Origin of the sequence: Photobacterium minamisatsumaniensis (genome assembly GCF_050336695.1) — a bacterium.
GTDB classification, from domain to species: domain Bacteria; phylum Pseudomonadota; class Gammaproteobacteria; order Enterobacterales; family Vibrionaceae; genus Photobacterium; species Photobacterium minamisatsumaniensis.
Genome location: NZ_JAKJSI010000029.1, coordinates 44,187 through 57,675, shown reverse-complemented (window position 1 = coordinate 57,675; position 13,489 = coordinate 44,187). Strand labels below are relative to the sequence as shown.

Here is a 13,489-nt window from a genome sequence, read left to right as displayed (position 1 = left end):
ACTTTACAATAAAAGTAGATATTCATTATGAAGAACATACTAAAAAGAACAGCCGTTAGCATGACAGTGTTAGCAGCGCTTGGAAGCAGTGCCGTTGCTTATGCAGAAGCCCCTAGCCAACCCAATGTCGTACTCCTGTTTGCCGATGACATGGGCTACGCCGATGCAGGTTTCCAAAACCAAAGCAAAGATGTTGAAACGCCTAACCTAGACCGTCTTGCGGCAAGTGGTGCAATTTTAACGGCAGGTTATGTTACGGCGCCTGTTTGTGGCCCATCTCGTGCGGGTTTAACCACAGGTCGCTACCAGCAGCGTTTTGGCTACCACAATAATACTGGCCCATTTGTACGTGAAGAAGGCATTATTCAAGGTATGCCAGATGACCAATTAACCTTTGGTCATTACTTCCAGCAAGCGGGTTACACCACTGGCATGATTGGTAAGCACCATGATGGTAAACAGCGCCATTACTGGCCACATCACCGTGGTTTCGATGAGTTTTATGGCTTCAACAATGGTGCAGCTAACTATTTTGTCGGCCCGAACAACCAACAAAACGTAAAAAGAAAACCGTTTTCATCGATCTATCGAAATGATGTCTTAGATGATAATTTCGATGAATATCTAACAGACCGCTTTGGTACTGAAGCAGTTAGCTTTATTGAGCGCCATAAAGAAGACCCGTTCTTCTTGTATGTACCATTTAACGGTATCCATGGCCCACTTCAAGCAACAGAAGAAGACTTGAAACGCTTCGAGCACATTGAAAATGAGAAGCGTCGTAAGCTTGTTGCAATGAACTACAATTTGGATAAGAACATCGGGCGAATTCTTGATTCGCTTGAAGAAAATGATCTAACAAAAAATACCATTGTTGTCTTCCTTTCAGACAACGGCGGTAAATACGAAGGTAACTATTCGTACAACCACCCACTTCGAGCTGAAAAAGGCACATTATGGGATGGTGGTATGCGCATACCGTTTGCTATTTCTTGGCCTGGTACGATTCCAGCAGGGCAGACTATTGATGACCCAATCATTTCACTCGATTTAGTCCCAACATTTGCTGCGGCAACCAACATGGAAGTGCAAGCCGAGTGGCAACTTGACGGTGTCGATATTCTTCCATTGCTCAAAGGCGAAGAAGAAAAGCTTGAGAACCGTTTCCTATTCTGGAACACCAGCACAGCGGGTGCTATTCGTGACCAAGATTGGAAATTGGTGATGCCAAACATCCGTAACAAGCGTCCTCGCGTTCAGCTGTTTAATATCAGCAATGACATCTCGGAATCTACCGATTTGGCGAAGCAGCACCCAGAGCAAGTTAAGCGCCTGCAAGACGCTTGGAACGCGTGGGATGCTGAAAACGAAGACGCTAAATGGGGATGGAACAAAAATATGTTCCCAGTCGAAACTAACTGGCGAAACCTAAACAGCCTATAGTACGCATACTGTAACTGTAATCGATAAATACATAGACAGCGCTTCGGCGCTGTCTTTTTCATCGTTTCTACTACATCGATATTAATGTAGATATAGCTCACATTCCAACCACGACAAACCAATCAAAAATTGAGGCACTACGGGGTTTCCTGTAACCTACCCACTAAGCGAAACGTTTATACTGAACATTAAAAAAGTATTGCGTTCACCCATATTTCTTACGCCTTAATACGTTATTTGTCGTGAAAGTCGTAAACACATTAAGCACTAAAGCCACTCATATTAGTGCTTAATATTTAATAACTTATCAAAACCGTTATAGGTTGCAGCACCAGAACAATAAACACAGTCAAGGATGCTAGAAATACAAACAGTTCTGTGTAATAGCCTATGCAATAACGCCCAAAAGGTAATCAATGTCTACGTATAAACAAAGTCACGTAATGGCGAAGCCTAGCAGTTCAGTATGCAACCTTGACTGCACCTACTGCTTTTATCTTGAGAAAGAAAACCTCTACCCCGAGCGTAAAAGCCGCTGGCAAATGTCTGATGAAACCCTTGAGCTTTACGTTAAGCAGTACATTGATTCACATGATACTGAAAATATTGAGTTTTCATGGCAAGGCGGCGAGCCAACCTTAATGGGGCTCGATTTCTTCCGTAAAGCTGTTGAACTACAGCAAAAATACAAAAAACATCACCGTATTACCAATGCCTTTCAAACTAACGGTTTATTGGTAGACGATGAATGGTGTGAATTTTTCAAAACACATAATTTCTTAATTGGTGTTTCGATTGATGGTCCTGCACGCTTACACGATCACTTCCGCGTAACCCGCGCCGGAAAAGCCAGCCATGAAAAAGTCATGGCTGCCATCAACAAAATGAAAAAGCATGGCGTCGACTTTAATACACTCACCGTGCTAAACAGTGAAAACGTCAAGTACCCTGACGAAGTCTATGACTTTTTAACCGGTATTGGCTCTACCTTCCTGCAATTTATCCCTATTGTTGAGCGTTCAGCAAAGCAGGTAACGGAAGAGGGCTTGTATTTAGTTAGCCCCGATTACCAAGAAGAAGCAGATGTCACTGAATGGTCAGTGCCTTCACTTGCGTATGGCCAATTCCTTAACCGTGTTTTCGACCGCTGGGTGAAGAAAGATGTTGGGCGCATATTCGTCAACACATTCGACTCGACCCTCGCGACTTGGTGTAACCAGCCTTCTGGCATTTGCGTGCAATCTGAAACCTGTGGACATGCTTTCATTCTTGAATCGAATGGTGACATGTATAACTGTGACCATTTCGTTTACCCAGAGCACAAGCTAGGAAATATTCACACCGACACAATCCGTGATATGAACCAGCTCGACGTTGCGGTCAAATTTGGTCAAGACAAAAAAGATACGCTCACCCTACAATGCCGTCGCTGCGAATACCGTTCTGCCTGCCATGGCGGGTGTCCTAAACACCGTTTTGCTCGTTCAAAATCAGGGCAGCCTGGCCATAACTATTTCTGTACCGGCCTAGAAGCGTTCTTTAAACACACAGAATCAAAAATGAAAACCATGCGGGATTTGTTAGCTCGTGGTCGACCAGCTTCAGATATTATTTATCTCGACCTGCAACAAAAGCTTTCAACGAACACGTTCAGTGGTGGACGAAACTCACCGTGCCCTTGTGGTAGCGGTAAAAAACTTAAGCGCTGCTGTCAGAGCTAATCACGCTTATATGCCTATTTACGCAGAGTAACTCCTAGCACATCGAGATAATAAGATGATATTGAAAAAGCCAAATAAATCTGTATTAGCACTAACGATAACAGGGTTGCTCTATGTAAACAGTAGTGTGGCGGAAAACGAAAGCCAGCCCACCCGAGATAACCTTCAAGACCAGCCGAATGTCATTGTTATTTATACCGATGATCAAGGCTGGGGTGATGTTGGTTATCATGGGTTTCAAGATATCCATACCCCAAACATCGATGCCTTAGCCGCTGGTGGCGTCCATTTCCCGCAAGCCTATGTCAGTGCATCAGTTTGTGGTCCATCGCGCGCGGGGCTGTTAACTGGAGTGTACCAACAACGCTTTGGCGTTTATGGCAACTTTGAACAGAACCACGTGCCTCGAAGCCAGCCGCTGATGATGGAAATGATGCAAGATCTTGGTTATGTCACTGGCGTTGTGGGTAAATGGCATATGGGCGAACCAACAGGTCGACCTAATGAGCGCGGCGCTGACTTCTTTTACGGTTTTCATGGTGGTTCTCATAACTACATGTATTCAGATGAAAAAGAGGGTGGAAAACCTTGGCTCTCTCCTCTTTATCGAAATACAAAAACTGAAGCGCCAATTCAGGAAGGCAATGGCTACTTAACCGAGTTATTTACCGATGAAGCGGTCGCTTTTATTGAGAAAAATGCAAATGAACCTTTCTTTCTGCATGTGGCTCACTTCGCCGTTCACCACCCATGGCAAGTGCCAGACGGCTATATAGAACGCCTTGAGCACCTTGATGTCCATCACGAAGAACGACGCTTCTTTGCTGCGCAATCTTTAGTTCTTGATGATGGTATCGGTGCCATCATGGATACGTTGAAAGAGCATGATTTGGAAAACGACACGCTGGTGTTTTTCATGAGCGATAACGGTACACCTTCAGGGCAAGGGTTCGACCAGCCCCGTAAAAAGAAACGTGGTGAAACCACCATGTCGAGTCCAGGTCCATTCAATGGCTTTAAAGGGGATACCTATGAAGGCGGGATCCGCGTTCCCTTCATTATGCACTACCCTGCTGGGTTACCTAGCGGTAAAAAGTATGAGCACATGGTCAGCTCCCTTGATGTTTTTCCCACCATAGCAGCACGATTTGGCATCACCGAAACAGGGGCTGTGCCTTTTGATGGCGTTGATCTTTTCCCTTACTTATTAGATGAACAAGACGGCCAACCACATGACACGCTTTACTGGCGCCGGGATAATGATTACGCCATTCGCGATGGTGATTGGAAACTGACAGTCAATGACGATAATGGCCCTCGGACAATTCGATTATTCAATATGATTAATGATCCTGGAGAGTGGATTGATCTTGCGGACGACAAGCCTGAAATAGCACAATCATTGAAGAACAAGTTTGACGCATGGGAATCAACTCTTCCTATTAATCAACTCAGTGATAAACCGACCAACCGGAATATTAATTACAATCAAGGCGAACGTATTAGCGTCGAAGCTTTTAACCGCTCAAAATAAATAGTTCACCCTTTAACCCGCCCTCTTATTTTCAACCAATGGGAGGGCATGTGTGCATATTTACTTTTATTAATAATTCCAATCTGGATAAGTAAATGGTCATTAATTGCTCTGGATAAATCGATGACACCACAAAACAAATCGCGGTAACCACTTGTTATTAATAAAAACAATCAACACCGCATAGTCGATTTCAGTCCGAATGGATGAACAGATAATTATTTAGGTTGCTATAACCACCTTTGTGATTTGTGGATGCTTACTCATGCCTTCAAAAAGTCGGACAGCTATTTTTATACGCGCTATAGCTATTAGCGTGCTCATATCTGGGTGTACTCAAACACCCAAAGAGCACATTGATATCACCACCACTATTTCGGATTCATTTAGTATTTCAGGCAATGCCCAAACAGATACCTTTTGGTGGACCGACTTTAACGACCCTCAACTAACACAATTAGTGAATACGGCTTTAGTGTCCAACTTTTCGCTAAAATCAAGTGTCGCACGGGTACAGCGGGCAGCCGCTATCGCCGACGTAAGGGATGCTTCTCGCTACCCTGATGTAAGAGGCACAATAGAGAGTGATTTTCGACGAGGAAGAAACAACCTCGGTGGCGATATTACCCAAAATGACACGCAAAGCATTAAGTTAAACGCAAGTTGGGAAGTCGACCTATGGGGTAAAAATCACGCTAACGCGACTGCCGCTTATTTCAACTACCTTGCTAATGCCGAGCAACTACAGACAGCAGCTCAAAGCCTCGCTGGTGATATTGCTCGCCGTTGGTATCAACTTACAGAGCAGCACCAATCTTTAACCATTCTTAATCATCAAATAAGCAATACCAAAGTCATTGCTGAAATTACAGGCCACCGTTATCGAACTGGCCAAGGCAGCATTAGCGCCTTATGGCGACAAGAACAGCTGCTAGAAAGCTTACAGGCACAAGAGAAACAGGCTCAAAAACGTTTATTGATCTTAGAAAAGCAAATGAATGTACTGCTGGGCCGCTCACCGACAGCGGCGATTGACTGGCAGTACACAGCATTTCCTGACTTTCCGGCCTTACCAAATTCTGGGATTCCAACCGTTTTACTGGAACGACGACCCGATGTACGCGGCCTTTGGTATCAATATGAAGCTAGCCAACAAGATGTTTCAGCCGCCGCCGCCGCTCGGCTACCGAACTTTTCAATCAACACGGGCGTATCATCCGATGACTGGTCGAATGCCTTTGAATTGTGGCGGCTTGACCTTGGTGCTCAGCTAAACATTCCATTATTTAATGCGGGTAAGTTAGCCTCGGAGCAAGAAGCGGCGGAAGCATCCGCTGAAATCGCCTTTTACAACTATACCCAAGGTGTACTAACCGCTCTTGAAGAAGTTGATACTAACCTGCTTGAAGAGTTGAGCCAGCAAGAGCAACTCGACTCTTTAGAACGTCAAACTAAGCAAGCAGAAAGTATCCTTGAAGTCGAATCAATTCGATACAGCAGAGGCATGCAAGGGTATTTAGATGTTTTAAATGCCCAAGAGAAATTATTTACTCTCCAGCAACGTACACTCAGCGCGCAACGCCAACTCTTTTTACGCCGCATCGCCACCTATCAATCACTAGGCGGCCATCTTGTTTCGCATTCTGAAGACGGCACCATTGAACTTCAACATAGAACGGAATCCTGACCATGACAGACAAGGTCGCAACACCTATGCACTACCTTGCTAAGACGTTAAAAGTCTTACTACCTTGCACCATACTTGCCGCAGGTATCTATACGACTAACGCGTTAATGGAAGGAAAACCTAAGCATCATCGTCCAGCAGGCACCCCACCCGCTCGACTTGTTGATGTCTACAACGTTGAATACAGCAATGAAGCCCCAACAATTGTTGCGCAGGGAGATGTCATCGCAAAACGAAGTGTTAACCTTCGTTCCCAATTACGCGGCACGATTACTGAACTTCCTCACCACTTGATCCCCGGTGGCTTTGTGCGACAAGGTGAAACTTTAGTCACTCTGGATAAACGAGATTACTACTTAGCGGTCAAAGAAGCTGAAGCGGTACTTGATAGGCAACAAGCGCTCTATGACGTTGAAGTGGGGCGTCGAAGAGCTGCTGAAATGGAATACCAATTGTCAGGGCAAGATCTCTCTGAAGAGGATCTTGCTTTAGTTTTGCGTCACCCACAATTGGCACAAATTGAAGCAGACACCGCACGCAGTCAAGCGTCATTAGAAAAGGCCATCATCAATTACGACCGGACTCAGATAACCGCTCCGTTTGATGGTCAAATCATTAATATAGATACTGCTGAAGGCAGCCAAGTACGTGATAATACCGTGCTCATGGACATTGTCGCGACAGACACTTTCTGGCTAAAGGCAAGTATGCCCGCCCAGCAATTACAATGGCTAACGATCCCATCAGCAGACCGCCACCTCTATAACCATCAAGACGATTGCTTTGGCTCGCAAGTAATTATACGTAACCCGAATGAATGGGGCGCGAATCAATATCGAGAAGGCTGTGTTACTAGCCTATTACCAGAGCTCGACCCGCGAATAAAAACCGCTTCAGTGCTGATCAAAATAGATGACCCACTCGCGCAAAAACCAGAGAACCATGGAAAACCAGCAGTTCTTCTGAATGCGTTTCTTCATGCCGAGTTTAGTGCTAAGCCGATTGAAGACGCCGTTAAATTGCCACGTCGTTATCTTCAAAAAGATCAGTTTGTTTGGATTATGGATGATCAAAACAAGCTAGAAGCAAGAGATGTGATGATTGCCCATAGAGGTCAAAAAACGGTACTGATTACCGATGGCTTAAACCCTGGTGATCGAATAGTGACTTCACCGTTGATCGGTGCAATTGAAGGTATCGCTTTAAAACTCCGCTCTCCAGTTGAACAACTCGAAACCGTTGATACTCCTTCAGAATCAACGAATGGCATCTCGATGTTAACAGAGGAGAAAAGCTCATGAGCGCCTCTATCGATGAGAAGTCTCAAAATGAGCGAGCTAAAGATGAACAACCTCGCGGTGCTATCGCGTGGATGACCCATAATCGGGTCACTCCAAACCTACTGATGATGTTCTTCATCATTGGGGGTTTACTTATGGGGTGGCAAATAAAGAAAGAAGTTCAACCGAACCAGCAGCATAACGCTGTCCGGATATGGGTTTACTACCCAGGCTCGACGCCAGTGGAAATGGAACAGGGCATCACCCTCCCAATAGAAAATGCAATCAGTAGCATCGAAGGCATAAAAGAAATCCATTCTTGGGCTAACTCTGCGGGAACCAATATCACCGCAGAACTCATCAATAATGTGGATGTTGAACGAGTAAAGCGTGAAATAGAAAATGCGGTCAATACAGCACAGTTGCCAGCAGGCGCAGAAAAACCCAGGGTGTTACGCAGTGAAACCCGCGAAGAGTCGATGGAGCTGGTACTTTATGGTGACACCGACCCTATCGCCCTGCGAGAGACGAGTACCGAGCTGCAAAATATCCTTCTACGTTCTTCTGACTTAACGCAGGTCGAAGTCAACGGCTTCTCCAAATATGAAGTCCAAATTCAAGTCGATACGCAAACTCTTGAACGCTATAACCTAACGTTAGACCAAGTCGCTCGTAGCATCAGCAATCATGCTGTCACCCAGTCGGGTGGACGAATAGAGTCAAGTGGCGGAGATATCTTATTACAGCTTGATGAGCGCCGAGGGTGGGCGAAAGAATTTAACGACATCGTCGTGATGCAAACACCGCAAGGTGGGCGTGTTTACCTTGAGGATATTGCTGATATTCGTGATGGCTTTGCGAATAAAAATAACAGCTCATTTTATAACGGCTTACCATCGGCCAGTATTCGACTGTACCGTATTGGCGATCAAACTCCGGTATCAATTTCAGAAGCCGTTTACGAACGGTTACCAGAACTTGAAAATGCCTTACAACCGGGCATGACATTGAGTGTTGTGAGCGATGACGCCGTGATTTTCCAACAGCGTATGCACTTATTGTTGAAAAATGCATTTTCCGGCTTATTACTGGTTCTTTTTGTACTCGCGCTATTTCTTGATGTCCGACTTGCGTTTTGGGTCACTATCGGTATTCCAACCTCATTTCTTGGCTCTCTACTTTTCTTACCCGCCATGGATGTGTCCATCAATATGATCTCCATGTTCGCGTTTATCATCGCACTGGGTATTGTAGTGGATGACGCCATTATTGCAGGAGAAAACATCCATGAAAAAATAAGCCAAGGCATACCTTTTGCCAGAGCGGCAATTGAAGGGGCGAAAGACATTGCAACACCGTTGACCTTCAGCATTCTAACCAACATTGTCGCGTTTATCCCTATCTGGTTCCTACCAGGAACACTCGGCATGATGTTCCAAGTGATTCCACTGGTTGTTGCCTGTGTCTTTATCATTTCTTGGGTAGAAGCACTGTTTATCCTTCCTACCCACCTGGCACACATTAACAGCCACCAGCAACCAACATGGACAAAGCCATTTGTTTTCCTTCAAGGCTATGTTGATAAAGGGCTGCAATGGTTTATCACCCGCGCGTACACCCCAGCCTTAAAATGGTTACTCGCTCAGCGCTACCTCGTTATCAGTAGCGGTGTCGTTATGTTACTTATTTCTATCGGGTACATTTCTGGTGGTCACCTCGGCTTTACCACTATGCCACGGGTCGAAGCCGAGTTTTCACTTGCGCGTGCATTCATGCCTGTTGGCACCTCCTATGAAGAAGCAACAGAGGTCAGATATAAACTCGAACAAGCCGCAATGGAGGTGATCCAAAAGAATGGCGGAGGTGACCTCGCCACAGGCGTATCCACGCATATTCGGAGCCGTGATGGTGAGTTCATTATTATTTCACGGATCTTTCTCCAACCATCAGAAATTCGAGATATTCCAACGCGCCAGGTTTCCATGGCTTGGCGACAAGAAACCGGTGATATACCGACGGCTAATGCGGTTCGCTTTTCAGCAACAGGCAACGGCCCCGGCGCAGACGTTGCTGGTGTCACCGTTGAGCTAACCCACAGAGACACCCAACAATTACAGATGGCAAGTGAAGACCTCAGTGAGATCCTTGCCGGTTATAATGGTGTCGTTGATATTGAAAATAGCTTCATGTCTGGCAGCCAGCAGATCCGCCTATCACTGCTGCCCGAAGGCAAGAGCATGGGGTTAAACGAACAAGATCTTATTCGCCAGGTGCGCCATGCCTTTAACGGGGTGCGAGCAATGCGCCAACAACGCGGCAGCGATGAAGTTGATGTAAAAGTTCAGCTTCCTGATTGGCAACGTTCCAGTGTTTACCACCTTGAACAATTACCGATAAAAGTCGGTGATCGTTACTTGCCGCTCTCGCAAATTGCCAGCGTTGAACGTGAATATTCAGCCTCAACCATTCAACGCCGCGAGGGTCGCCGCCGAGTAACCGTTGGCGCCGATATTACCCCTTCATCAGAGGCTATGGCACTTTCACAAACGTTAGCCAGTGATGTTTTTCCGATTCTAGAGCAGCAATACCCAGGCCTAGGTATTGGCTTCTTAGGGGATCAGGCTGAACAAAAAGAAAGCTTAAGCAGCCTTGCAACAAATGGCGCCTTGGTCATGCTCGCCTTGTATTGCTTACTCGCGATTCCGTTTCGTAGCTACACACAGCCGCTGATCATTATGATCATCATTCCATTCGGGCTGATTGGTGCGGTTATTGGGCACGCTATGCTCAACTACACCTTAAGCGTTGTCAGTCTATTGGGAACGCTGGCTTTAAGCGGGGTCGTTATCAACGACAGCTTAATACTGGTCACAGAAGTTAACCGTAACCGAGAAAAGGGAGTCGCGCTGATAGACGCTATCATCGCGGGCAGTACACGCCGTTTCCGCCCTATCATCCTCACGACCCTAACAACATTTGGTGGCCTTGCGCCAATGATATTGGAAACCTCTAATCAAGCTCAGTTGATGATCCCAATGGCCATATCTCTCGGCTTTGGCATCCTCTTCGCGACCTTCATCACGCTAGTACTTCTACCGTGCTTGTACGCGGCCTTGGAAGATATCAAAGCCTTGTTTAGCTCAAATTCTTATACAGAAGTTTCTACACAGGAAGCCATGAATGATGTGTCATGATTTGCTCAGTTTGCTAAGAATGAGAAGTGCCAATGGCTACCGCTCTACAAAGATAGGGGCAGTACTGGTATTCTCCATGGCATTACCCGTAAAAGCTCAAGATGGGCTCAGTGACGAGGAAGTCACGCTTAATCACATTACAGCCACCAAGACCGAATCGTTATCTCATGTTATAAAAAGCGGTAGCACTGCTTATAGCGTTCCAGCCTTTCTTAATGACGGTATTTTCACGGAAAATATTCACGATGCCAGCATCAACGTTGATGGTATTGAGCAGCTGCGTCAGAAGATTGCCGCAGGCGATTTTGGTCAAATAGACAGCTTATTGATTCATCACCAAGGCAAATTAATTTCGGAAGATTACTGGAATGATGGTGCGATAAATAAACCGCATTTTATGTTTTCTATCACCAAAAACATGCTATCCAATGCCATCGGTAAAGCTATTGAACTCGGATACATAGATAGCGTCAACGATCCCGCAATCAAATACCTTTCCAATATCGATAAAGAGAAACTCGCGACTGGCAGCGAATCTATCACCTTGCATGATTTACTCAGCATGCAATCAGGTCTTTCTATTCCCAAGCATACCGCTGACCACTCGCCGATCACGGCCGATAACCATGCAGAGTTATACCTCACGTTATCTGACAATGTCGAACCGGGAAAACATTTCAAATACCAAGGTGCGGATACCGACATCCTCAACCATGTGCTGTACAACACAACAGGCAAAGATCTTGCGGCTTTTACCAACGAGCATTTTTTCAAGCCAATGTTAATAACCAATGCCTATTGGGAGACATCCGCCTGTGGCCTGACTAAAGCCAGTTCAGGGCTCCACATGACATCAAGAGACATGCTTAAATTCGGCATGCTCTTGTTAGGCAAAGGGCAGTTTAATAGTGAGCAGTTACTTACAAAAGAGTGGCTACATACCGCAACAACACCCAAGACGCGAAACGGTAACTATGGCTATTTCTGGTGGACTCAGAACTTCCGTTTAGATGGTAAAGAGCTAAAAACCATTTCGGCAAGAGGTGCCCGTGGCCAGTTTATTTTCGTGAATCCTGAATTGGATCTTATCGTCGCCGTCACTAGCAGCAATACGGGTCAACAGCGACGTGTGCCTCTGCAATTTGTACCTGAATACATTTTACCTGCAATCCCACCAACGAAATAATTATTATTAAAGGACGTTAAAGTGAAACCTCGATTAATAACATTAGCGACAATCCTGACACTAAGCTTTATGGCCTCGCAAGCTGTAGCTCAAGAAAGACAATGGCTTGCCGGTGAGCACCACGCCCATACGCACTGGAGTGTAAAGTGGGACAAATCCACGACGCCTTGGTCCCCCATCAAAGGCGGTGACAGCCTACATAGCTATCTCGATAATGCACAAGCCGCCAAGAAGTACGGCCTTAGTTGGTTAGTCAATACCGATCATGGTGGTCCAGAGCATTCCAAATTACTCGATGAACATGCCTACCCCGAGTTACTGGCAGCACGTGAATCCGTGCCGGATGTCCATCAGTATTTCGGTATCGAGCTGGACGTACCGGCTGGTGAGCACGCAACCGTCATGATGCCTATCAATGCTGACGAGCGCGATGTGCTGGTCAAATTCCAGCGTGACTTCTCTATTAGGGAATACCGGAAAGAAACCCGTAACCGCAACAATGTCGGGCACATGCAAAAGGGTATCGCATTCCTCGCCAGCCAAGATGAAAAGCCCATCATCATCAAGAATCACCCTAGCCGTCAGGCAACAGGCATTAACGAGTGGGCAAGAGTTACGCCTGAAAAGCTGATGACTTGGCACCAAACCGACCCAGAGGTATTTATCGGTATGGTTGGCACACCGGGCCACCAAGCAGCTAGAGGTAATCGCGGAAGCTACTTTAAATTTGGTACTTTCAGAGGTGCCGACCAAATGACAGCTGTTGTTGGCGGGGTATGGGATCATATCCTTGGCAACGGCATGCGCTTCTGGATCACCTCCTCTGCCGATTCTCATAAACATGCCAGCATAGATGGCCGTGATTTCTGGCCGGGCGAGTACAACAAAACCTATGTCTATGCCCGCAACGAGCCAGCCGACATCATGGACGGACTCCGTCACGGTCGCAGCTTTATTGTCTTTGGTGATCTGATCAACGGCCTTCATGCCGATTTAAGCGCAGGTATTACCAACAACGAAGGAAACAACAGCGCTTCTCTTGGTGAGACCCTGTTGGTAAACAATGGTGAAGACATGCTAACACTGAAGCTTGAGATAGCTCTCACTAACGACAAGAATGCCAACGGTGATATTCCAGAGTTAAATCGCATCGACGTGATTACCGGAGCCGTTGACCCAGCCATCACCAATGAGCCCAACTCGAATAGCACCACCAAAGTCATACAACGGATTGATCAGTCACAGTGGCAAGTGAAAAACAACACTATTGCTCTAACAATCGATATCCCGCGAGATCATCAGAACGGTTATCTACGATTACGGGGTACGAGTACCGACATATTGGAACCGAAAAGACAGCAAGGTAATCAATACCCTTGGCAAGACTTGTGGTTCTACTCAAATCCTATTTTTTGGCAGCAACAATAATAAAGAGAATACCCTT

Annotated in this window: 8 protein-coding genes; all 8 read left to right on the top strand. The window is 46.0% G+C overall.

Features of this window, described 5'->3' with window-relative positions; genetic code table 11:
- The first annotated feature begins 27 nt into the window (after positions 1-27).
- The gene (locus L4D78_RS16155; protein WP_428467885.1) at positions 28-1,443 is read left to right on the top strand and encodes a sulfatase; all 1,416 of its coding nucleotides are present in this window, start codon (positions 28-30) and stop codon (positions 1,441-1,443) included.
- A 416-nt stretch (positions 1,444-1,859) separates the two neighbouring features.
- Positions 1,860-3,164, top strand: coding sequence for an anaerobic sulfatase maturase (locus L4D78_RS16150; RefSeq protein WP_428467884.1), 1,305 nt, complete (start codon positions 1,860-1,862; stop codon positions 3,162-3,164).
- A gap of 55 nt (positions 3,165-3,219) precedes the next feature.
- The gene (locus L4D78_RS16145) at positions 3,220-4,698 is read left to right on the top strand and encodes a sulfatase family protein (RefSeq protein WP_428467883.1); all 1,479 of its coding nucleotides are present in this window, start codon (positions 3,220-3,222) and stop codon (positions 4,696-4,698) included.
- A 265-nt stretch (positions 4,699-4,963) separates the two neighbouring features.
- Complete coding sequence (locus tag L4D78_RS16140) at positions 4,964-6,385, top strand: efflux transporter outer membrane subunit (RefSeq protein WP_428467882.1); 1,422 nt, start codon at positions 4,964-4,966, stop codon at positions 6,383-6,385.
- 2 nt (positions 6,386-6,387) lie between these two features.
- Positions 6,388-7,686: an efflux RND transporter periplasmic adaptor subunit gene (locus L4D78_RS16135; RefSeq protein ID WP_428467881.1), complete on the top strand. Its 1,299-nt coding sequence runs from the start codon at positions 6,388-6,390 to the stop codon at positions 7,684-7,686.
- The gene (locus L4D78_RS16130) at positions 7,683-10,859 is read left to right on the top strand and encodes an efflux RND transporter permease subunit (protein WP_428467880.1); all 3,177 of its coding nucleotides are present in this window, start codon (positions 7,683-7,685) and stop codon (positions 10,857-10,859) included. Before L4D78_RS16135 ends, L4D78_RS16130 begins: the two co-directional genes overlap by 4 nt.
- Positions 10,846-12,045 (top strand): serine hydrolase domain-containing protein, encoded by a 1,200-nt coding sequence (locus tag L4D78_RS16125; protein WP_428467879.1) that lies wholly within the window; start codon positions 10,846-10,848, stop codon positions 12,043-12,045. The genes L4D78_RS16130 and L4D78_RS16125 overlap by 14 nt, the downstream gene beginning before the upstream one ends.
- 21 nt (positions 12,046-12,066) lie before the next feature.
- A complete protein-coding gene (locus L4D78_RS16120) occupies positions 12,067-13,473 on the top strand; it encodes a CehA/McbA family metallohydrolase domain-containing protein (RefSeq protein ID WP_428467878.1) in 1,407 nt (468 codons plus the stop codon).
- Positions 13,474-13,489: the final 16 nt, after the last annotated feature.

Bases quoted from the DNA above. Each gene is read 5' to 3' on its own strand.
- L4D78_RS16130 (WP_428467880.1), top strand. From the start codon at position 7,683: ATGAGCGCCTCTATCGATGAGAAGTCTCAAAATGAGCGAGCTAAAGAT.
- L4D78_RS16140 (WP_428467882.1), top strand. From the start codon at position 4,964: ATGCCTTCAAAAAGTCGGACAGCTATTTTTATACGCGCTATAGCTATT.
- L4D78_RS16125 (WP_428467879.1), top strand. From the start codon at position 10,846: ATGATGTGTCATGATTTGCTCAGTTTGCTAAGAATGAGAAGTGCCAAT.
- L4D78_RS16145 (WP_428467883.1), top strand. From the start codon at position 3,220: ATGATATTGAAAAAGCCAAATAAATCTGTATTAGCACTAACGATAACA.
- L4D78_RS16150 (WP_428467884.1), top strand. From the start codon at position 1,860: ATGTCTACGTATAAACAAAGTCACGTAATGGCGAAGCCTAGCAGTTCA.
- L4D78_RS16155 (WP_428467885.1), top strand. From the start codon at position 28: ATGAAGAACATACTAAAAAGAACAGCCGTTAGCATGACAGTGTTAGCA.
- L4D78_RS16135 (WP_428467881.1), top strand. From the start codon at position 6,388: ATGACAGACAAGGTCGCAACACCTATGCACTACCTTGCTAAGACGTTA.